General features: G+C 47.6%; 18 protein-coding genes. 12 read left to right on the top strand and 6 right to left on the bottom strand.

The window, feature by feature from the left end:
- The first annotated feature begins 84 nt into the window (after positions 1 to 84).
- From Q9R36_RS14680 to murC, 4 genes are all read left to right on the top strand, one after another.
- Positions 85 to 3,405: a DNA translocase FtsK gene (locus tag Q9R36_RS14680; RefSeq protein ID WP_311225440.1), complete on the top strand. Its 3,321-nt coding sequence runs from the start codon at positions 85 to 87 to the stop codon at positions 3,403 to 3,405.
- 79 nt (positions 3,406 to 3,484) lie between these two features.
- Positions 3,485 to 4,585: a nicotinate phosphoribosyltransferase gene (locus tag Q9R36_RS14685; protein ID WP_311225441.1), complete on the top strand. Its 1,101-nt coding sequence runs from the start codon at positions 3,485 to 3,487 to the stop codon at positions 4,583 to 4,585.
- A gap of 40 nt (positions 4,586 to 4,625) precedes the next feature.
- Complete coding sequence (locus Q9R36_RS14690) at positions 4,626 to 5,261, top strand: hypothetical protein (protein ID WP_311225442.1); 636 nt, start codon at positions 4,626 to 4,628, stop codon at positions 5,259 to 5,261.
- 234 nt (positions 5,262 to 5,495) lie between these two features.
- Positions 5,496 to 6,791: a UDP-N-acetylmuramate--L-alanine ligase gene (gene murC / locus Q9R36_RS14695; RefSeq protein WP_009795373.1), complete on the top strand. Its 1,296-nt coding sequence runs from the start codon at positions 5,496 to 5,498 to the stop codon at positions 6,789 to 6,791.
- 325 nt (positions 6,792 to 7,116) lie between these two features.
- On the opposite strand, the gene Q9R36_RS14700 is transcribed toward murC, so the two are convergent.
- Entirely contained in the window at positions 7,117 to 8,232 is a 1,116-nt protein-coding gene (locus tag Q9R36_RS14700) for an aminopeptidase (RefSeq protein WP_311225443.1), read from the bottom strand.
- A 418-nt stretch (positions 8,233 to 8,650) separates the two neighbouring features.
- On the opposite strand from Q9R36_RS14700, the gene Q9R36_RS14705 reads away from it, so the two are divergent.
- The 3 genes from Q9R36_RS14705 (at position 8,651) to ytxJ (ending at position 10,085) form a co-directional block, all read left to right on the top strand.
- Positions 8,651 to 9,166 carry a DUF948 domain-containing protein gene (locus Q9R36_RS14705; protein WP_022544286.1) on the top strand — a complete coding sequence of 172 codons (516 nt, stop codon included), beginning with the start codon at positions 8,651 to 8,653 and terminating at the stop codon, positions 9,164 to 9,166.
- A gap of 22 nt (positions 9,167 to 9,188) precedes the next feature.
- The gene (locus tag Q9R36_RS14710; RefSeq protein WP_009795369.1) at positions 9,189 to 9,689 is read left to right on the top strand and encodes a YtxH domain-containing protein; all 501 of its coding nucleotides are present in this window, start codon (positions 9,189 to 9,191) and stop codon (positions 9,687 to 9,689) included.
- 66 nt (positions 9,690 to 9,755) lie between these two features.
- Entirely contained in the window at positions 9,756 to 10,085 is a 330-nt protein-coding gene (ytxJ, locus tag Q9R36_RS14715; RefSeq protein ID WP_311225444.1) for a bacillithiol system redox-active protein YtxJ, read from the top strand.
- 40 nt (positions 10,086 to 10,125) lie between these two features.
- On the opposite strand, the gene pilM is transcribed toward ytxJ, so the two are convergent.
- Positions 10,126 to 12,285 carry a cell division protein FtsA gene (gene pilM / locus Q9R36_RS14720; protein ID WP_101550543.1) on the bottom strand — a complete coding sequence of 720 codons (2,160 nt, stop codon included), beginning with the start codon at positions 12,283 to 12,285 and terminating at the stop codon, positions 10,126 to 10,128.
- A 245-nt stretch (positions 12,286 to 12,530) separates the two neighbouring features.
- Between pilM and Q9R36_RS14725 the strand changes: the two genes are divergently transcribed.
- The 4 genes from Q9R36_RS14725 (at position 12,531) to motS (ending at position 16,804) form a co-directional block, all read left to right on the top strand.
- On the top strand, positions 12,531 to 13,607 hold the full coding sequence (locus Q9R36_RS14725; protein WP_035403260.1) for a bifunctional 3-deoxy-7-phosphoheptulonate synthase/chorismate mutase: 1,077 nt from the start codon (positions 12,531 to 12,533) through the stop codon (positions 13,605 to 13,607).
- A 543-nt stretch (positions 13,608 to 14,150) separates the two neighbouring features.
- Positions 14,151 to 15,149 carry a catabolite control protein A gene (gene ccpA, locus Q9R36_RS14730; RefSeq protein WP_009795364.1) on the top strand — a complete coding sequence of 333 codons (999 nt, stop codon included), beginning with the start codon at positions 14,151 to 14,153 and terminating at the stop codon, positions 15,147 to 15,149.
- A 106-nt stretch (positions 15,150 to 15,255) separates the two neighbouring features.
- Positions 15,256 to 16,074: a flagellar motor protein MotP gene (gene motP / locus Q9R36_RS14735; protein ID WP_094766882.1), complete on the top strand. Its 819-nt coding sequence runs from the start codon at positions 15,256 to 15,258 to the stop codon at positions 16,072 to 16,074.
- Positions 16,064 to 16,804, top strand: a complete 741-nt coding sequence (gene motS, locus Q9R36_RS14740; protein WP_101550541.1) for a flagellar motor protein MotS — start codon at positions 16,064 to 16,066, stop codon at positions 16,802 to 16,804. The genes motP and motS overlap by 11 nt, the downstream gene beginning before the upstream one ends.
- Positions 16,805 to 16,862: 58 nt before the next feature.
- Here motS and Q9R36_RS14745 read toward each other — a convergent pair whose 3' ends face one another.
- The 4 genes from Q9R36_RS14745 to Q9R36_RS14760 all read right to left on the bottom strand — a co-directional run bounded on the left by Q9R36_RS14745 (position 16,863) and on the right by Q9R36_RS14760 (position 19,917).
- Positions 16,863 to 17,327, bottom strand: a complete 465-nt coding sequence (locus Q9R36_RS14745; RefSeq protein WP_022544284.1) for a hypothetical protein — start codon at positions 17,325 to 17,327, stop codon at positions 16,863 to 16,865.
- A gap of 104 nt (positions 17,328 to 17,431) precedes the next feature.
- The gene (locus Q9R36_RS14750) at positions 17,432 to 18,604 is read right to left on the bottom strand and encodes an acetoin utilization protein AcuC (protein ID WP_009795360.1); all 1,173 of its coding nucleotides are present in this window, start codon (positions 18,602 to 18,604) and stop codon (positions 17,432 to 17,434) included.
- Positions 18,601 to 19,248, bottom strand: a complete 648-nt coding sequence (locus Q9R36_RS14755) for an acetoin utilization AcuB family protein (RefSeq protein ID WP_009795359.1) — start codon at positions 19,246 to 19,248, stop codon at positions 18,601 to 18,603. The genes Q9R36_RS14750 and Q9R36_RS14755 overlap by 4 nt, the downstream gene beginning before the upstream one ends.
- A 36-nt stretch (positions 19,249 to 19,284) precedes the next feature.
- Positions 19,285 to 19,917, bottom strand: a complete 633-nt coding sequence (locus Q9R36_RS14760; protein ID WP_094766884.1) for a GNAT family N-acetyltransferase — start codon at positions 19,915 to 19,917, stop codon at positions 19,285 to 19,287.
- 248 nt (positions 19,918 to 20,165) lie between these two features.
- Between Q9R36_RS14760 and acsA the strand changes: the two genes are divergently transcribed.
- Entirely contained in the window at positions 20,166 to 21,884 is a 1,719-nt protein-coding gene (gene acsA / locus Q9R36_RS14765; protein ID WP_009795357.1) for an acetate--CoA ligase, read from the top strand.
- The last annotated feature ends 10 nt before the right edge of the window (positions 21,885 to 21,894 follow it).

Here is a 21,894-nt window from a genome sequence, read left to right on the forward strand (position 1 = left end):
TATTCTGCTTTTGTACCAGAAATTTGAGCATCCCCATACACCGACAGCTTTGCCTAAACAGCCTTTAAGAAAGAGTGATTGATATTGAGTTGGATAAAAAAACTATTCCGAGTGTTTAATAATGAAGACGAGTATAAAGAAACGGAAGAAGAGCAGCCGTACATAGAACCGGCAAAACCGAAAAAAGACAGAGACGGACGTGAGATGGAGGCCAGGATCCTCTACCAGTACCCTAAGGGTCAGTTCAGATTTCCGCTTATTCCTGATGAAGGCTCACCGGTAAAGGAAAGGAGACCCAGAGAAAAGCCGGAAAATCCTGGACATAATCCGCGAAGAAGCCAAAGGGAGCAGCCGGCGGCAGAAACCTGGAAGCATGGGCGGGGAAAGGCCGGCCCGCTGAATGATAGTCAAGAAAAAAGAAATAAACGGCAGCCGGAGCAGCATGAATCTTATTCGAAGCCTTCCCAAAAAAGCAAGAGCGAGCCGCCGATAGACAACCGCCACCGGCGCCCCTTCAGGCCAACGGAAATTCCTTCCCCGATATACGGGTTCGAACGGCCGAAGAAAAAGGAAGAATCAGTAGTCTATGAGATGAATAGCTTTGACCAGGTGAAAAACGCGCCACTTTTCGATGATATTGATTTTCTGAAGAAAACGGTCCTTGATGGAGGCCGGGAAAAAGAAAGCAATACTGTGAATAATCCGCCAGAGCCAGTGCCTGGAGAACAGCCGGAAGGCATCTCTGACCTGAAAGGAACCATCAGCCCTGATTTAAGGGTAGGATACGAAGAAGCTTCTGCCGTGCCAGGCAGTGCAGAAGAGAGTCCTGCTAAAGTAACGGATACTGACACCTATACGGGCGGCCTCTCCAATCCAGCTGCTGAAAAAGCTTTTTCTGCAAAAGCGGACGAAGACGAACTTGTCGTGACAACAGAAGCAGGGCAGGAGAGGGAGATGCTTGAAAGTGGCGATTCATATGCAGAGCTGCCGGCCGGAAGAATTGAAGCTGACAGCAGCATCAAACCTTTTGACGGTACCCCGCCGCTGGATGGCATGACTGAAGGGATCACCAGCAGTAACCCTGAAGTAATGGACAGCAGCACTCCTGAGGCCGGATATAGTACTGCCCCGGCCACCAAATTAGACTTTGAGCCCGATGAGGCGGAAGATGAAAATGCAGGTGAAGCGCTGGTTAACAGCAGCGATACAATCCTGCATGAAGACGCTGAGCCAAATAGAATAGATACTGAAGAATATAACAAGGATATCCCATATAACCCGTCGGGAACCGGGCCGGCTCCACTTAACTTTGAAGCAGTGCCGGAACCTGCGGACGATCCTGCAGATTTGCCGGATAAGAATGAAATTGATAAAGAAACAGAAGCAGCAGTACTATCCGGAGACCATGCTGAAAAAAATGCTGAACTCCAGGCAGGATCTGTCAAAGGTGAACAGTGTACTCAGATAACCGGCCAGCATGAAGCAGCGTCTGCCCTGCTGCTGGATGAGGCGGAGCCGGAAACTGTAGAGGGAAGGGCCGGGGAAACCCGTGAGGACATTCCTCCCCGGGCAGAAGAAGAGCCGAAGCCGAAGCCAAGATCACCGCTGCCTTTCAATGTGATTATGCTGAAGCAGGACAGAAGGATTGCAGAGCAGAAGAAAAAAGAACAAAATACCGCTGTGAAGCAAATGCCTGTCACCCGGGAAAATACAGAAGAAGCAACGCCACCGGCTGTCTCAGCTGAAGTTATCGGGAATGAAGCGCCTGCAAATACAAATGTACAGGGACGCGGCGAGGATAATGCCCGCGCTTCTGATTATAATTATGCTCCACAGCCAAATGAAACTGCAGCAGCGGCAGAACCAGCACAATTCCATCAGCAGGCTGAAGAGCCAGCTGAACAGACACAAGCAGGGACGCGACAGGAACTGGACGGATTCCATCAGTATGGCCAGCCGGCAGAAGATCCGAAATACAAGGCCTATGAATTTCCGGCAAAAAGCCTGCTTGCCCCTCCAGTCATTCCTGAGGACAATGAGGAGTGGCTGCTGGAGCAGGAAGAGTTCCTTAATCTGACACTGAAGAATTTCAATGTCAGGGCAAAGGTTGTTAATGTAACCCAGGGGCCTTCTGTTACCCGATTTGAGGTTCAGCCGGAGCCCGGAGTTAAAGTAAATAAAATCACGAACCTGACTGATGATATTAAGCTCAGCCTGGCCGCCAGGGATATCCGTATGGAAGCGCCGATCCCGGGCAAGCATACCATCGGAATTGAGGTGCCGAACCAGAAGAGCAGGCCGGTATTGATCAGCGAGATCATCAATACGCCTGTGTTCAGGGACGGAGAATCGCCGCTGACTGCAGTCCTTGGGCTGGACATCTCGGGAAGCCCGATCGTCACTGATCTGCGGAAGATGCCTCACGGACTGATTGCCGGTGCAACCGGATCCGGAAAAAGCGTCTGCATCAACTCAATCCTTGTCAGCCTTCTTTATAAAGCATCGCCTGAAGAGCTGAAGCTTCTGCTGATCGATCCGAAAATGGTCGAGCTTGCTCCATACAACCAGATACCTCATCTTGTCAGCCCGGTCATTACAGATGTGAAGGCCGCCACTGCAGCACTGAAATGGGCGGTGGAAGAGATGGAGCGGCGCTATGAGCTGTTTGCACACGCAGGTGTCAGGGATATCAACCGTTTCAATCAGCTGGCTGAACAGCATAAACGCTATTCTGACAAGCTTCCGTTCATTGTCATTGTCATTGATGAGCTTGCTGACCTGATGATGATGTCCCCGGCAGATGTTGAGGAAGCAATCTGCCGGATCGCCCAAAAGGCGAGGGCATGCGGCATTCATTTGATCATCGCCACACAAAGGCCGTCTGTCGATGTCATCACTGGCCTGATTAAAGCCAATGTCCCGACAAGGGTGGCATTCTCTGTATCCTCCCAGGTCGATTCACGAACCATCATCGACATCAGCGGTGCCGAAAAGCTCTTGGGCAGAGGGGATATGCTCTTCCTGGAAAATGGCTCATCCAAGCCGGTCAGGCTTCAGGGAACTTATGTTTCCGATGCAGAAATTGATGAAGTCGTCGCCCATGCGAGGAGCCAGCGCAAGCCGGATTATTTATTTGAACAGGAAGAGCTCCTGAAAAAAGCACAGGCAACCGAGGAGGAAGATGAGCTTTTCTATGAGGCGTGCGAGTATGTTGTCGATCAGGGCAGCGCATCGACATCAAGTGTCCAGAGGCGCTTTAAGATCGGCTATAACCGTGCTGCAAGGCTGATCGGCATGATGGAGGACTGCGGCTATATCTCTGAGGCAAAAGGAAGTAAGCCGCGTGATGTGCTGATCACGGAAACAGACCTCGAGGCCATGCAAGACACTAGTACAATGCTATAATACGTGGTATTCTTTACATGCATGTAAAGAATACTAAAATAACGGTAGTTATAACTGATTTGGTATGAGGAGCTTTAGGATGAAAGAAATTGAGCTAAAGATTCAAGGCAAGATCAACAGGCTAACAAATAAGACCTTTAAATTTGATGAAAGAGTAAGAGACGGCTGGTTTTCAGCTGTCTATTTCTTAAAGACACGGGAGATTGTCAAGAAATATCACAAAGACAATATCGTGACCATGCAATTCTTCCAGAAAAATCATGCTGTCCTTTGCGGGACCGATGAAGTGATTGCATTGATCCATACATTCGCCGAAAATCCGGATGAGCTGGAAATCTTTTCTTTGAAAGATGGAGATAAAATCAGCCCATTCGAAACGGTCATGACGATTACCGGGCCCTATCAGAGCTTCGGCTATCTTGAGGGGATCATTGACGGCATCCTTGCGAGGAGAACGTCAGTTGCCACTAATGTGTATAACACGGTCAAGGCAGCAGGAACGTCAGGCAGGCAAAAACAGGTCATCTTCATGGGTGACCGGGATGACCATTATATCACCCAGGCCGGAGACGGCTATGCCGCCCATATAGGCGGAGCGACTGCCCAGGCTACCCATGCCATGAACGAATGGTGGGGCAAGCAGGGGATGGGAACAATGCCGCATGCCCTTATCCAGATGTTTGACGGGGACCTGGTGGCAGCAACCAAGGCATATCAGGAGACATACCCTGAGGATGCCCTGATTGCGCTTGTTGATTATAATAATGATGCTATAACAGATTCCCTGAAAGTTGCGAGGGAATTCGGCGATGAGCTGAAGGGTGTCCGTGTTGATACCTCCAGGACAATGATCGACCAATATTTCCTGAGGAATCAGCATCTTCTCGGGACCTTTGATCCACGGGGCGTTAATGCGGAGCTGATTTTTGCATTAAGGAAGGCGCTGGATGACGAAGGGTATAATCATGTGAAAATTGTTGTCAGCGGCGGCTTTAATGAAATGAGAATCCAGGAATTTGAAGAAAACGGTGTGCCAGTCGACACTTACGGCATAGGCAACAGCCTGCTGAAGATCAATATCGGCTTCACCGGAGATAATGTTCTGATTAATGGTAAGCATGCTGCAAAAGCAGGAAGGCGCTACAGGCCGAATCCGCGGCTGGAAAAAGTAGAGTTTTAATTCATTTTCGGCCCTGGGGAATTGGAGGGAGCACCCGGATATGGAGAATACAATTAAAGACTTGGAAGCCTACCGCAAACAGAAGCAGGCTAAGGGTGAAGAGAACGCGCTGGCCCTTTACCGGAAAGCACAGAAGGATTCTGCGGTGAATGCGAACATAAGAGAAAAGGTCCGTGCCCGCCATATTTTCCGGGAAGCAGCCGGCCTGCCGGGCGGAATCCCATTCAGCAGTGAACAGGAAGAAGTGTTTGAGGACTGGTTCTTATTCGATTATATAAGCATCAGGGGCTTTACGATGTTTAACCTTTTCCTCCGCCGGAATACCGGGCAACTAGCCGAGGCAGATCTCATTCAGGGAGCGCTTTTCCTCAGCTCTGTCCTCCAGCCTGTAAAGATTGAAAGGGCAGAAGGAGAAATACTTGCTGCCTATGATATTCTGACCGGGGAAAAGCTTCAGCTGAAAGCCGCGGAAAGCATCAGCCTTGAGGAGGGACGCTCCTATTTCATCAGGTGCATACCCGTTTTCTCCCGGACCTTCTGTTTTGGCCCTGCTTTTCCAATGGACAATACAGACGCTGTTGTGGAGAGTTACAATGAGGCTGTTCGGGAAGGTATGGCCTATAGGACTTTTCTAAAAAAGACTGCCGTGGCCTTCCTGTTCATTGGTGATATGTGAGTCTATTCACGCTGATTTTTGCCAATTTTAGCCATGCGATCCCGGCCGAACCCCGTTCAGGCCGCCCCTGCCGCCAGCCGGAGTGTGGTGCTACATAGTTTTTGTGCTTGAAAGATGATATAATACTTTAATCTGCTTATGCAGGAAACGTTTGTCCGTAATGAATATATGAGCAATTTATAGTCAGATATCATATACTGTGTTACAGATAGACGACAGTTGGAGGTTCTTTATATGACTATTTACCATTTTGTAGGTATAAAAGGGTCTGGAATGAGCGCCTTGGCTCAAGTCCTTCATGATATGAATTATCATGTTCAGGGATCTGATGTAGAAAAGCGTTTTTTTACACAGATTTCGCTTGAACAGTCAGGAATAAAGATCCTTCCTTTCCAAAAGGAAAACATACAGCCTGGAATGACCGTTATAGCAGGCAATGCGTACCCGGATACGCATGAAGAAATTCAGGAAGCCATGAAGCTGGGCCTTCCGATCGTCCGCTACCACCGCTTCCTTGGGGACTTTATGAAGAAGTTCACCAGTGTAGCTGTTACTGGGGCGCATGGCAAGACCTCCACTACAGGGCTGCTGGCCCATGTTATGAAGGGAGCAAAACCGACTTCTTTCCTTATTGGGGACGGAACGGGCAGAGGGGATGCCGATGCTGAATATTTCGTTTTTGAAGCTTGCGAATATAGAAGGCATTTTCTTTCATATTTCCCTGATTATGCAATCATGACGAATATAGATTTTGACCACCCTGATTATTTCGCCAATATTGATGATGTGTTCTCTGCATTCCAGGAGATGTCATGGCAGGTGAATAAGGGTATTTTTGCATGCGGCGATGATGAGCAGCTGCAAAAGATCCAGGCAAAGGTTCCTGTCCTGTTTTACGGATTTGGGGAGGAGAATGACTTCCAGGCACGCAATGTCATCAAGAGCACGGAAGGAACAACCTTTGATGTTTTTGTGCGCAACACCTTTTATGATACTTTCTCAATCCCTCAGTTCGGCGACCATAACGTACTGAATTCATTGGCCGTTATTGCACTTTGCCATTATGAGGAAATTGATTCTGAAATCGTCAAAGATCTCCTGCTGACATTTGAGGGAGTGAAAAGAAGATTTTCGGAGAAGAAAGTGGCAAGCCAGGTTATCATTGACGACTATGCTCATCATCCGACGGAGATTCGCGCGACGGTCGAGGCAGCCAGGCAGAAATATCCGGAAAAAGAAATAGTGGCTGTATTCCAGCCTCATACCTTTACCCGGACACAGACATTCCTGGATGACTTTGCCGAAAGCCTTAATAAAGCTGATAAAGTTTATCTTTGCGATATTTTCGGTTCAGCCAGGGAGAACCATGGAAAGCTGACCATTACAGATCTTCAGGACAGGATCCCAAGCTCGGAAATCATGAAAGAAGAAGATACAAGTGCGCTGAAACAGCACGAAAACAGTGTCATCCTCTTTATGGGAGCGGGAGACATCCAGAAATTCCAGGAAGCATATGAGGGCACTTTATAAGTTCCGTGCAGAAGCGTTGGGCAGGCTGTCTCCTGGCGCTCTCCGGAAAGGCCTTTTGGCTACATAAGAAAAAGGATGCAGGCTCATGCTGCATCCTTTTTTGCTGTTAAGGAATTTATAAATTGTAAGACTTGTGTATAATTTTCAATTCTTGATCCACGTCCAGCAGCTGCGCCCAGGTCACTAGCCAAACCTCCCAAAAAGGTTTCCGGGAGGTTCGTCTTGAGGGCTCCAGCATGGGAGTCATGCAGACGTTGCCACAGGACGTGGCGTTCTTAGTCTGCGTTTCTTAAGGTGATCAAGGAGCTTGCGCTTTTATTCCTGTTTATTTAAGATTTTCAGGGTTCAGCGCATCGAGTTCAGGGATGACGAATCTTCCATCCTTCCGGATCAGGACATCGTCAAAGTAGATTTCCCCTCCGCCATAGTCCGGACGCTGGATATTGACCATATCCCAGTGGATATTGGATGAATTGCCATTGTAGGCTTCATCATAGCATTGCCCTGGCGTGAAGTGGAAACTGCCATCAATTTTCTCATCGAAAAGAATGTCCTGCATCGGATGGAGGATATAAGGGTTCACGCCGATGGCGAATTCCCCGATATAGCGGGCGCCTTCATCTGTATCAAAGATCTTGTTGATTCTGTCTGTATCATTTGCTGACGCCTCAACAATCTTTCCATCCTTAAAGGTAAGCTTGACATGCTCAAAAGTAAATCCGTGATAAGGAGATGGAGTATTATATGTAATCACGCCGTTAACAGAATCTTTCACAGGAGCTGTATAGACTTCGCCGTCAGGAATATTCATCTGTCCAGAGCATTTGATTGCCGGAATATCCTTAATGGAGAAGGTCAAATCTGTCCCGGGGCCTGTCAGCTTTACTTTGTCTGTTTTGTCCATAAGCTCCACAAGGCTGTCCATCGCTTTGTCCATCTTGCCGTAATCCAGATTGCAGACATTAAAATAGAAATCCTCGAACGCCTCTGTGCTCATTTTCGCAAGCTGTGCCATTGAGGAGTTAGGATATCTCAGTACAACCCATTTTGTTTTTGGCACGCGGATTTCCCTGTGGACTTTCTTACCGATCGTGCTGCCGTGGATTTTCATTTTATCATCCGGCACATCGGCATGTTCATTGATGTTATCTCCAGATCTAAGGCCAATATAAGCATCCATCTTGCCCATCACGTTTGCTTCAAAGTCAGCCATCATATCGAACTGCTCATCCTGCGCGCCGAGCAGGAGCGCCCTGTCGACCTGCTGGTCCTTCAGCAGCACGAACGGGAAACCGCCCGCTGCATAGGCTTCAGCGACAAGTGCAGTAACCAGTTCGCGCTGAAGTCCAAAGTTTTCAATTAAAACTTTCTCACCTTTTTGAAGGCGCACTGAATAATTAATTAAATTTTTTGCCAATGTTTGAATCCGGGGATCTTTCATCCTGATTCCTCCTTCATTTCTTCGTACAGCTATTATTGTACCCGAAAAAGCTTTTTTCTGCTTTAAATGATTATACTGGCAGTTGTGCCTGTGGGGATTTGCAAAAGCTCCATGGTGATGGATATAATATTTTCGTACATAGTCAATCTGCAATCAGCTTTATTAGTTCATGCTGATTTTTGGCTCATTGTGAAACTCATCTGTTTTACAAGCGCCTTTTAGCCATGATGAATATCTGGCTGAATCATCTCCAATATCAGCCGCAATGTTTAACACAGCCTGCAATTATAATGCTAAATGCCTCAAAAAGCAGGAGATTCAGGCCGGCTGATGGAATTACTTACAAGGACGGCCCTGGTTTAGGGTGCCTATCCCCGGGTAATAGAATAAATATATAACAATCATGGAGGTGCTTCTTTTGGAAATTATTCTATATTTGAGCGTGGCTTTAATAGCAGTAGCCTTTTTAGTGCTCGTCATTTTCCTATCCCGAACATTGAAATCCCTGGCGACAACATTGGATAGTGTCTCAACTACCTTAGATGGGCTTGAACAGCAGCTGGACGGTGTAACCCGTGAGACCACTGTTCTGCTTCATAAGACGAATGCCCTTGCGAGCGACATTCAGCAGAAGTCGGAAAGCCTTAATGGAGTGGTCAATGCGGTGAGGGATGTCGGAGATTCTGTCAGAAAGTTCAATGGGACGATTCAATCCATTTCTTCATCGGTCAATACGCAGGTTGAACAGAATAAGGATAAAATCTCCCAGGTGGTTCAATGGAGCAATGTATTCCTTGAGCTGAAAGATAAGTGGAAGATTCGCAAACAGCAGTCTTCTCCGCTCCAGAACCATATTGAGGATATACCGCCCGCAGAAAGAGCAGTAGAAAGAGCGGCTGTGAGAGCCCGGGAAAGAGAAAGAGCAAAATATTAAAGGAAGTGTAGGAGGATCCCACATGGCTTACAATGAAAGAATGACTACGCAGGCTAACGAGACAAGGCAGGAAGATAATATTAATTCCAAGGATTTTCTGATTGGTGCCCTGGTCGGCGGAATGGTGGGTGCTGCGGCAGCATTATTCCTTGCCCCTAAGACAGGGAAAGAGCTGAGGACAGACCTGAATGAGCAGGCTGCGGTGCTGAAGGAGAAAACTGGCCACCTTAAAGAGACAGCTGTGACAAAAGGTTCTGAATTGGCATCAGCAGCCAAAGAAAAGACCAGCACACTTACTCAGAGCGTTTCAAAGCAGTCTTCAGGCCTGGTTGAAAAGGTAAAGGGCATGTCAGGAAAGGCCGGCAGCCAATCTGAGGATTCAAGCGAAGAAGAGGAGGCGTTCACTGAAACAGTGCCTTCCGGCTCAGCTGCAATGCTTTCAGAAGAGGATGGGGAAAGCATACAGCAGAAGCTGGAGGAAACAAAGAACGCTTTTGATGAAACAGAAATGAAATACCGATAATTAGGAAATCAGGCGGTGGAGTGTTAAAATGACTCTGCCGCATTCTTTATTTCAGGAGGAAATAAGATGAAACAAATACATTCAATCGAAGAATTTAATAGCATTTTAGAAGAAAAGAGCCCGGCATTTCTACTGAAGCACAGCACCACCTGCCCTGTAAGCCAGGCGGCTTATGAAGAGTATGAAAGCTTCACGTCTTCTAACAGCAGCGTTCCTGCCTATTTTTTAACTGTACAGGATGCCCGCCCTGTCTCCAATCATGTGGCTGAGGAATATCATATTAAGCATGAATCCCCTCAGGCGATTCTTTTCTTGAACAAAGATGTTGTATGGCATGCATCACACTGGAAAATAACGGAAGATTCACTGGTGAAGGCTGTAAGTGAAAACAGCTGACACCAAAAGGCCGTTCCGGTAAAGGGACGGCCTTTTTAATTTATTTTACTTTAATGTGCTCAGGCCAGTGGATATGGAGGGTGTCCCCAGCATTTACCGGTTCATGGAAGGAGCATTTCCTTCCATTCCTCATTAGTTCAAAGCTGCCGGCTGCATGAGCGGGCGGCTTTACTTCAACATAGGTGAAAAGATCCTGGAAAATAAAAGGTTCTTCAGGGAGGTTCCTGATCTGGATTGAATCCCCGCTCCTGATTATACTCTCAGCTTTCAGCTTCACATCTTCGCGCCAAACCTCGGCTGCATCCCTTGTCAGGGTAATGCGCTCGCCGTTAAAGAATACAGGCAATGTCCGCGTAAGTGTCAGCTGCTTCTTTTCAGCCAGCTCGGCCACTGTCGCCTGGTGTTTTCCCGCGGCTTCAATCACATCCCCATCTTCACAGCCGCTTGAAGGTTTGGCATCAATCCCATTTCGGGTCAGCCTTCCAGAAAGAGAGGGAATGTATGTTTCTTTTCCGTTAATCCTCAGATGGAAGGGCTTTATGCTTTTTAATAAGTCCCCCAGGTTAAGAGTCTTTAAGACCGATTCAATGCTGTCAGCACTTCTGCACTCAATTTTATCGCGGTCCTCCACAGAATCTTCCGAAGACGCTGCTATACCGTTTTTGGAAATGATTGCTTTGACACTATAGTCCTTCCCATTGACGATCAGGTTTTTATCCGGAATGGTATCGACCAGGTCCTTAATTTTAAGAAAAGATGCTCTTCCGTCAGCGCCCCTGGCAACTGTCAGCATATCTCCATCCTTGACTCCGTCATCCAAAGAACAGGCAGAGCCATTTTGCAGGAGAACAGGCGGATTGCCGTGCTCTCCAGGTATCGTGATGCTTAGGCCATTCAAGGATATAATCTTGGCCATGCCGGGCTTTCCATAAAGCTTGCTCATTTTGATCCCGGCAGCAAGGAGGCAGTCGCCCACAGTCAATTTTTTCACTTCAAAAAGGCGGACAGGCAGATCATTTACATAAACGGTCCTGTATTGGACAGGAGACTGCAAGGCCGCTATCGCTATCCCAACCGGCGTAACAAGATCAGGGCCTTTTAATATATGGTCGGCGAAGGCCAGGGAAGCGACTGCATCAATCCCCCTGATGGCAACCCGGTTCTCCGGGAGTTCCAGGCGGGCTGCAACCATTTGGGGCAGGCGCGGCGTAAGGCTCCCGCCCCCCACAAGCATGACGGCCTTGGGAGATTTATGATTATTGAGCTGCAGAATTTCATTACAAATCGAATCTGCAAGCTTTTCGATTGCCGGTTCAATTTGTGAAATAATATCTTCACTGTCCCAGTCTGTTTCAAAGCCGAGAATATCTGTCGTTTTAATCGTATTGTGATCAAGCAGTTTCCGTTTTGCTTCTTCAGCCAAAGGGAAATCGAGAAGAAGCTGATCGCTGAGTGACTCAGTGATCTCATCCCCTGCAACAGGGACCATACCATATGCAATAACGGTTCCGGAATCTGTAAGGGCAATATCAGAAGTACCCGCCCCAATGTCGACAAGTGCAACGTTCAGCCTCCTCATGGAGGGCGGTATGAGGACATTGATGGCGGCAATAGGCTCGAGTGTAAGAGCCTGCATTTCAAGGCCGGCACGGTGGAGGGCAGAAATCAGCGACTCAACGACCACTCTGGGAAGGAATGTGGCAATAATATCGACTGAAGCTTCTTCTCCCTGCTGGTCAATGAGATTGCCAATTTCTTCACCATCCAGCCTGTAATGCAGCACAGAGTATCCGACACAATAATAATAATGGCTTTTATCCGACTTCTGCTCTTCCGCTACTTCTGCCTGCGCCTGCTGAACCGCGCTCAGCTCAAGATGGAGGATATCATCCTTCTGGATTATTGGCTTGCCGGTGATATTGACGGATGCCTGTGCCCTTTTAGTTTTGAGGGCCCTTCCGGCAGCTGCGACGCAGACCTTTTTTAAGGGGCCATGGGCTGCTTCAAGGTCTTCCTTAATCTCAGCGATGATTTTGGATACAGAGATGACGTCGTGGATCTGTCCATCAAGCATGGCTCGTTCTTTATGTTCTTTCGTGTGGATATCTATTACTTTGAACTGCCCGTCCTGTTCTTCCAGGATGATTCCGACCACTGAACGGGTGCCGATATCAAGGGCGAATATTTTATTTTTAAGCAAGGGATGCACCTTCTTTTACAGGATAGAGGAAACTTAAGCCTATCTGCATAGGTAAATTTCTTTAATGCTTAAAAGCGTTTAATTAATAAAGAAAAAATACGTGACATTGGCAGGTAATTCATATATAATAATCCCTAATTATAAAAAATGTATCATATTTTAACAGGCCGATAAAGAAGAACCGTTGCGGATGCTAATTTAGGGCGCAATACTTCGGTTCAGCCAAAGAGAAGGGACGGGACATGATGAGCAATAAAGAATTAGATCAGCTGCGCGAACGAGTAGAGGAAATCAATCTTCAGCTGTTATCATTGATCAGCGAGAGGGCAAGCCTTGTTCAGGAAATTGGAAGGGTTAAGGAAACTCAGGGTGTTAACCGCTATGATCCTGTCCGTGAAAGAAAAATGCTGGATTCCATTAAAGAACATAACGAGGGGCCGTTTGAAAACTCAACGATCGAGCACCTGTTCAAGGAAATCTTTAAGGCAGGGCTTGAACTGCAGAAAGATGACCACCGCAAAGCGCTCCTTGTTTCCCGGAAGAAAAAGCCGGAAAATACCATTGTCGATTTAAGAGGCGAAAAAATCGGCGACGGCAACCCGCATTTTGTCTTTGGTCCATGTGCTGTCGAGTCCTATGAACAAGTGGCTACAGTTGCGGCAGCAGTAAAGGCCAAGGGCATGAAGCTTCTCCGCGGCGGTGCCTATAAGCCTAGAACCTCTCCTTATGATTTCCAGGGGCTGGGACTTGAAGGCCTGAAAATCCTGAAGAGAGTCGCAGATGAATATGACCTTGCTGTTATCAGTGAAATAGTCAATCCTGCTGATATTGAAACAGCTTCAGAATACCTGGATGTCATTCAGATCGGTGCAAGGAATATGCAGAACTTCGAGCTCCTGAAAGCAGCGGGTGCAGCCAATAAACCGGTATTGCTTAAGAGGGGCCTTGCGGCTACCATTGAAGAATTCATCAATGCCGCTGAATATATCATGGCTCAGGGCAATGGGCAGATCATCCTCTGCGAGAGGGGCATCCGCACATACGAACGTGCAACACGCAATACGCTTGATATTTCTGCCGTTCCAATCCTGAAGCAGGAAACGCATCTTCCTGTTATGGTCGATGTCACCCACTCTACCGGAAGAAGGGATTTGCTTCTTCCAACTGCCAAAGCAGCACTGGCAATCGGTGCAGACGGCGTCATGGCCGAAGTCCACCCTGATCCTGCGGTTGCTCTCTCGGATTCAGCACAGCAGATGGACCTGAATCAGTTTGACGATTTCATGGCACAGCTTAAGGCTTCTTCCTTTGTAAAAGTATAAGGCAGAGCATACAGGGATATTCCTTTGCCGGCTATATAAAAAGGGCTCTTCTGATTTTTTCAGGAGAGCCCTTTTCTTTGATGGGAAGGTCATTTGCATAAAATATAAAGAGGTTTTGGCATTTACGGAGTGATGTCTTTGAATAAATCCCCGCTTTTTTGTAAAATAAAAGGGCTTTACATTGCGGCAAACGCCTGTCTGTCGTATGATTAAAGACATAATTAGACAAGTTTAGTTATTCACAAACAGGAAAATTGCGTTACTGTTTGGGATATCAGGACAACATAAGTAATGAACTTAAAAAATGCATGGCCAAATCAATTTATATTTTTCTTTTTATTAGGCTGTGTTAGTGTACCTTGTTGATTTCGGGCTCATGCGTGCGAAACTTTGTTTCACACGATTTCAGCACAGTTGAAATGATCCTAAAATTTAACAGCAATGTTTAACAAAGCCTTTTATTAATAAAGCTGATTGGCAAAGGATACTGGCTAAGACAGTGTGGTAAAAGAGGAATGTTCAAGTGAAAAAGGAGTGTTTTAAATGAATGTAACAATCTATGATGTTGCCCGTGAAGCAAATGTTTCAATGGCAACGGTTTCCCGTGTAGTAAACGGAAACCCGAACGTAAAACCTGCAACAAGGAAAAAAGTGCTTGAGGTCATCGAGAGGCTTGGATACCGTCCAAATGCCGTTGCCAGGGGACTTGCCAGCAAGAAAACGACCACTGTAGGCGTCATCATCCCGGATATTTCCAGCACCTTCTTTGCAGAGCTGGCAAGGGGCATCGAGGATATTGCAACGATGTATAAGTACAATATTATCCTGAGCAATTCTGACCAGAATAAAGATAAAGAGCTTCACCTGCTGAATACTATGCTGGGCAAGCAAGTGGACGGGATCGTATTCATGGGCGGAAATATTACAGCTGAACATGTGGATGAGTTCGAAAAATCCCCAGTACCGATCGTTCTGGCCGGTTCCATTGAGGAATCAGAGAAAATTCCTTCTGTTAATATCAATTACGAGCAGGCCGCTTATGATGCGGTACAGACTTTCATTGAAAAAGGCCATAAGGAGATCGGCATTGCCATCGGGCCGCTGCATGAACCGATCAATGAAGCGAAAAAGCTTGCCGGCTACAAAAGGGCACTCAGTGAAGCAGGCATTGAATATAGGGAAGAGCTGGTTGCAGAAGGAGATTATACGTATGATTCCGGAATCGAAGCGTTTGAAAAGCTGATGGAGGCATCTGTAAAGCCGACAGCCATCTTTGCCGGGTCTGATGAAATGGCCCTGGGTGTTGTCCATGGTGCAGAGGACAAAGGCTTTTCTGTACCTAACGACGTTGAAGTCATCAGCTCAGACAACACACGCCTTGCTTTGATGGTAAGGCCGCAGCTTACGAGCGTCGTCCAGCCGCTTTATGATATCGGGGCGGTTGCCATGCGCCTCCTGACCAAATATATGAACAAAGAGAAAGTAACGGAAAACATTGTCGTCCTGCCTCACCGGATTGAATATCGAGACTCAACAAAATAATAATAATGCCGATATAAAAAGAGAGCGGGCAGAATCCTTCATGCCAGGATCAGGGGATTCTGCTCTCAGGTGTTATTGGATTATAAGCTAACCAGGGAGAGGAATTATGAGAAAGCTCGATACTCTTACACCGATTGGCTTGTTTATCGGTTTTGCAATGCTGGTTTTTGGAATTATGACAAACGGGGGCTTCAGCGGCTTCCTGTCTTTTGTGGATCCCGCTTCTATGCTGATTGTCCTTGGCGGACTGATTTCCGGCCTGCTGGTCAGCTTTCCATTGAGGGACATCAAGCATTCCTTTACAGTGGTCCGCCAATCTTTTTCAAATGATGAAAAGAATTTGGCCGAGATCATCGATGTATTTGTCAAGCTATCGGACAAGGCTCGGCGGGAAGGACTGCTGTCCCTTGAAACCGAGATAGAACAGATGGAAGATCCTTTTATCAGGAAGGGTGTCCTGCTGGCGGTCGACGGGCTCGAGCCGGATGTGATCAATGATATTATGAATGCCGAGATTGCGGCCATGGAGGAAAGGCACCGGAAGGGCAGGAGCATCCTTGAAAAAGCGGGAGAATATGCTCCTGCCTGGGGGATGATCGGGACTCTCATCGGGCTTGTACTGATGCTGAAGAATCTGAATGATCCTGCAAGCCTTGGGCCGAACATGGCAATTGCCCTCCTCACGACCTTATATGGTTCGCTGTTGGCCAATCTTGTTTTTTTGCCGATGGCAGCCAAGCTTCTGCTGAAAACTGAGAAGGAAGTATTTCTGAAGCAAATTGTCATTGAAGGCGTTCTCGGTGTACAGGCAGGGCAGAACCCGAGGCTGCTGGAAGAAAAGCTGGGCGCTTTCCTTTCTGCCCAGGAAAGAAAAGAGAAGTATGAGGCTCAAGCATCAGCGGAGGGCCTAGAATATGGCGATTAACAGACGACCGAGAACAGAGCCGAAGGGTGCGCCAAAGTGGATGGTGACATTTTCTGATCTTGTCACTCTTATCCTCGTATTCTTCATTTTGTTATTTTCTATGTCGCAGATTGATATTGTCAAATTCAAGGCCGTTTCTGAATCGTTTCAGGACAAGCAGTTCATGGATTTTTATCCTTCAATCATTCCATTTGAAAATCCTTCGGAAAATGACAAGAATGTTGTGAACCAGGGGCCGGATTCGGACAGGCAGGAAGAGGAGAGACTGGAGAACCTTCTGCAGGAAGTGGAAGGCTATCTTGAAAAGAACGGCCTTGAGGATGTTATTGTGGCCAACCGGACAGAGCGAGGTGTGGTGCTGGTCCTTCAAGAGCAGGTGCTGTTTGAATCAGGTGAAGCCGAAATCATCGACAGGAACAGCGGGTTTCTGGATAAGGTGGGGTCACTGCTTGCCGGTATGCCGAACCTAGTCAAGGTAGAGGGGCACACGGACAACAGGCCGATTGCCACCTACCGATATCCGTCAAATTGGGAGCTTTCTGCCGCGCGGGCAAGCAGTGTCATCAGGTATCTGGCAGGCACAGGCGTTGACAGCAAACGCTTTATTGCTGTTGGCTACGGAGACACCCGGCCGCTCGTCCCGAATGATTCGGCGGAAAATCTTGAAAAGAACCGGCGTGTTGAAGTTATCATTTCAGATCCCCGCTATGAGGAAAATACAGATTCATAGGAATAGGAAAAAGGCTGTATCTCTTTCTTGAGAAACAGCCTTTTTTCTATTCCATTTGTTATTTCTTGTCCAGAAAGTTCTTTCCAAACTCCGAGAGCAGCCATGGCCAGGGCAAGGATTCTAAATTGAACTCAAATTTGCCATCATCATTCCCGCCTATTGGCGTAAGCTGCTGGTGAAGAACTGTGTTTCCTTCCTGGGCAGCAAGGCTGGCATTCCTGCCAAAGCAATTCGCTATAACTTCATCGCCGCCGATAATCCGGATTTCATAGAAAAGTACACCAGCAAGATTTGTATACATGACCGCCAGCTTCTCAGATTCCAGCTTATGCGGGAACATCACCGCATTATTCTTCCCAATCAGGACGGGAAGCTTTGCCGGTTTTGAATAGGACGACCAGTTCCATACTTCCACAGTCACTTCCTGCCCGCTTTGCCCTGTATTGGCCAGATTGATAACCGCAGCCACTGTCCCTGGCTCTTTGCGCAGGACACCTGTGGAGAGAGTCCTCATTTTCCCCAATTTGCATATCTCCTTTCATAGAAAGCATCGCAGCATATTGTATGCAAACTGAAAGGATGAGCTTGGACAAAGGGCATGGCTTGCAGGATTTTTTGCCGGAAAGACTAGAGGGATTCAGAATGTGTCTTATTCCGGATAGGATACAGAGCCTTGGCTGCTGTATTGGCATTTTTCTCAGTTATTTCAGGTTTTCGCGGGATGGGCGGATACAGATTGTCAGGATCATCCCACTCTTCCGGCAGCTCTACCGGAGCCTGATCTTTCCAAGTCTTAATCCATCCCTCCGGCAATCTCCCATAGCAATTGGAGTTTCCCGTCATCTCCATCCAGATCAGGGCCCAGGCCCTTGGCACAACCCGCCAGATATCATAGCCGCCTCCGCCGACGGCAATCCATCTTCCATCACAATATTGGTGGGCTATTTCATGGGCCAGCTTAGGAATTTCACGATAGATTTTCATGGTCGCAGATAAATGTGTAAGCGGATCCAAATAATGAGAATCGGCGCCATTCTGTGTCACAATGACGTCAGGGCGGAAAAAGTCGGCGATCTCTCTTACTGAATCGCGGTAAGCCTGAAGCCATGATTCATCTTCCGTAAAAGCGTCCACCGGGATATTAAAAGAATAGCCATACCCTTTCCCCTGCCCTCTTTCATTGACATTGCCGGTCCCTGGAAAAAGATAGCGGCCTGTTTCATGGATAGACAGGGTGCACACATCAGGATCATCATAAAACGCCCATTGAACACCGTCACCGTGGTGTGCATCAGTGTCGATATACAGGACACGGGCTTTATATTTTTCCTGAAGATATTTTATGGCAACAGAGCTGTCATTATAAATGCAGAATCCCGAAGCTTTGCCGCGGAAACCGTGGTGAAGGCCTCCGCCGAGATGGAGGGCATGCTGCGCTTTGCCCTCCATTACATAATCTGCCGCAGTCAGGCTTCCCCCGACAAGCAGGGAGCTTGCTTCATGCATATCAGCAAATATCGGAGTATCCTCTGTACCAATTCCATAGCTTTCGGCCATTTCTGCCGGAAGCTTGCCCTGGCCTGCCAGCTTCACCGCCTGTACATAATTGGGATCATGGATAAGGCATATTTCCTCATCGGAAGCAGGTCTGGGCGGAATGATGCTGCCGGCATCAATTGCTCCGGCCTGCTGAAGAAGATCAAGTGTAAGTTTTAATCTCAGCTGGTTAAAAGGATGCTGGGGATTGAACTTATAGTTCAGCAGCTCCTCTGAAAAAATAAAAATGCTGTCGCGGGTCATGGCAGCATCCCCTGGCCATTCGGCCACAGCACATGATGCCCGGCCTTTTTCAGGTCTGATATCAAGGTTTGCGGATTCATGGTCCTGACCCGGAGCACAATGATTTTAAATTGTTCATCCTGCTTGTCAGGGTAGACGAGGACACTTTGGATATTGACCTTGCGATCTTTGAAAACCTCTGTCAGGTCTGACAGAACGCCGGCCCTGTTCGGAACCCTCACTTCTATTTGGGAACCTGGCTGGTTGGCGCCTGTCAGCTCCACCAGGGTATAAAGCAGATCCGTTTCCGTTACAATACCGACCAGTGTCCCTTCCTTCACGATTGGGACGCAGCCAATATTATGTTCATATAGCACTGCTGCAATTTCCTCCGCAAAATCAAGCGGATGGCCGGTGATGATATCTGTTTTCATGATTGCCTTCAGCGGCTTGCCCAGCTCGCTCCTGTCGGCATCCAGCTGGAAAATGGAAGGAGCCGCATCGCGGATATCCCTGTCAGAAATGATGCCGACTAACCGGCGCTCCGAATCTATGATCGGAAGATGGCGGATTTTCCTGTCATTCATAAGCCTGAGGGCTTCTGCAATAGAATGGTCAGGAGAGAGTGCGGCAACATCGACTTTCATTATGTCTTCTACAATCATGGAGATTTTCCCCCTTAACTAGAGAAATAGAAAAGGCTAGTACATAAATCGGTTCATAAAGCGGAGCTGGTCAAATCTCTGGATGGATTCAGGGTCCACCCTTTTGCCGATCCTTGCCATCAGGCAGTTGGCCGGATGGGAACTGATTTCAGGATCATCCGTGGCATACCATTCGAGCCCGCCTGCATTCATCATTTTTTCCATTACCTTGCGATATTCCCACACATTCAATCCTGTCCCTTTAAGGTCCCAATGCCAGTAATATTCTGTCGTTATGATAATATAATTTTCCATATAATCATCCATCATGGATACCTGCAAAAGGCTTTTTCCTGTGCCTGCACCCCTGAACTTCGGGATCACCTCAATGGCTCCCAGCTCTATCAGGTTTTTCATATTGCCTTCCGACCATCTTTCGAGGGGATCGGGGTACAGATAGGTCACATAGCCGACAATCGTCATCCCGTCCCGGGCGATGATGATCCTGCCTTCCGGAAGGGACGCGATTTCAATCAGGGCCTTATGCTGCTGCTGCGGAGGGCGGAATGCGACCAGGTCCTCGTGAAACTCATACTGTGCCAATTTTTCTGACGGGACGGGACCCTCGATGATCAGGCTCCCTTTAACTGTCTTCAATTCTTTCGCATTATAAGTCATTGTATGTTCCATCGATTCACCACCAAAAAATCATTGCATTTCAGTTGTACTCCTATTATACATAAAAAACAGCGGTAAAAGCGCTTCCAAACTATTTTATCAATAAATTGCAAATATTTAATCTTGAAGTTTCGTATATTTCCTGTATGACAAAAGTATTAAATCGGCTAACCGCAATCGCTTGCAATATTTTAAAAATTGAGAAAAGAAATGTTTTGTACTATAATAATGACAAACATTGTAAAAGGGGGAGCATGCAAATGAAAGTGGAAGCGCTGCCAGCAGTCCAGGGGAATTTCAATCTGGCAAACTATGACGAACTGTACAGTCAATTTGACTGGAAGGAAGCGGAAAAAGAGTTTTCGTGGAGCGAGACCGGGAAAGTCAATATGGCTTATGAAGCCATAGACCGACATGCAGAATCTTTCCGGAAAAACAAAGTGGCATTATATTACCGGGACGGCCAAAGAAAAGAGAAGTATACCTTCAAGGAAATGAAGGATCTTTCCAACAAGGCCGGCAATGTTTTAAAAAATTATGGTGATGTGGAAAAAGGGGACCGCGTCTTTATTTTTATGCCGCGTTCGCCTGAATTGTATTTCTCTGTCCTTGGAGCTATTAAACTGGGGGCGATTGTAGGGCCTTTATTTGAAGCGTTCATGGAGGGGGCTGTCCGCGACCGCCTTGAAGACTCGGGGGCGAAAGTTCTGGTCACAACGCCAGAGCTGCTTGGCCGGGTGCCGGTGGATGAGCTTCCAGATTTGAAGACTGTATTCCTGGTTGGGGATGGAATAGAAGAAGATGGCCCGTTTATCGACTTTAATAAAAGATTCGCCGAGGCCGGCACAAAGCTGGGGATAGAGTGGGTGGAACGCACAGATGGGCTGATCCTTCATTATACCTCCGGCTCCACAGGGAAGCCAAAAGGAGTCCTGCATGTACATAACGCTATGATCCAGCATTACCAGACAGCCAAATGGGTGCTGGATCTGCAGGAAGAGGATGTCTACTGGTGTACGGCTGATCCTGGATGGGTGACAGGGACTTCCTATGGAATCTTTGCTCCATGGCTTTCTGGTGCGTCGAATGTTATTGTCGGCGGGCGATTCAATCCTGAAACATGGTATAAAATGATCGAGGAATATGGAGTGACGGTCTGGTACAGTGCGCCAACAGCCTTCCGTATGCTGATGGGTGCAGGAGACGAAGTGGTGAAGAACTTCGACCTGGGCAGCCTGCGCCATATTTTAAGTGTCGGGGAGCCTCTGAATCCTGAAGTCGTCAGATGGGGAATGAAGGTCTTCCATTTGAGGATCCATGATACATGGTGGATGACTGAAACCGGTGCACAGCTGATCTGTAATTATCCTTGCATGGAGATCAAGCCGGGATCCATGGGCAAGCCGATACCAGGCGTAGAAGCCGCCATTGTGGATGATCAGGGAAATATCCTTCCGCCTCACAGGATGGGGAATCTGGCCATCAAAAAAGGCTGGCCGTCCATGATGCAGACGATCTGGAATAACGAACCGAAATATCAATCCTATTTCATGCCTGGAGACTGGTATGTTTCCGGTGACTCAGCTTATATGGATGAAGACGGCTATTTCTGGTTCCAGGGGCGAATTGATGATGTCATTATGACCTCCGGAGAGCGGGTAGGGCCATTCGAAGTAGAGAGCAAGCTTGTTGAACACCCGGCTGTCGCTGAAGCTGGGGTCATTGGCAAACCGGACCCTGTCCGCGGGGAAATCATCAAGGCTTTCATTGCACTGAGAGATGGCTATGAAGCGTCTGACGAATTGATTGAAGATATCCGCCAGTTTGTCAAAAAAGGCCTGGCCGCTCATGCAGCGCCGCGCGAAATCGAATTCCGCGACAAGCTTCCAAAAACACGGAGCGGAAAAATCATGCGCCGGGTCCTTAAAGCATGGGAACTGGATCTGCCTACAGGCGATTTATCGACAATGGAAGATTAACACAAAGGGA

It is taken from the genome of Bacillus sp. AG4(2022), assembly GCF_031844465.1.
Taxonomy (GTDB): Bacteria; Bacillota; Bacilli; order Bacillales; family Cytobacillaceae; genus Bacillus_AB; species Bacillus_AB infantis.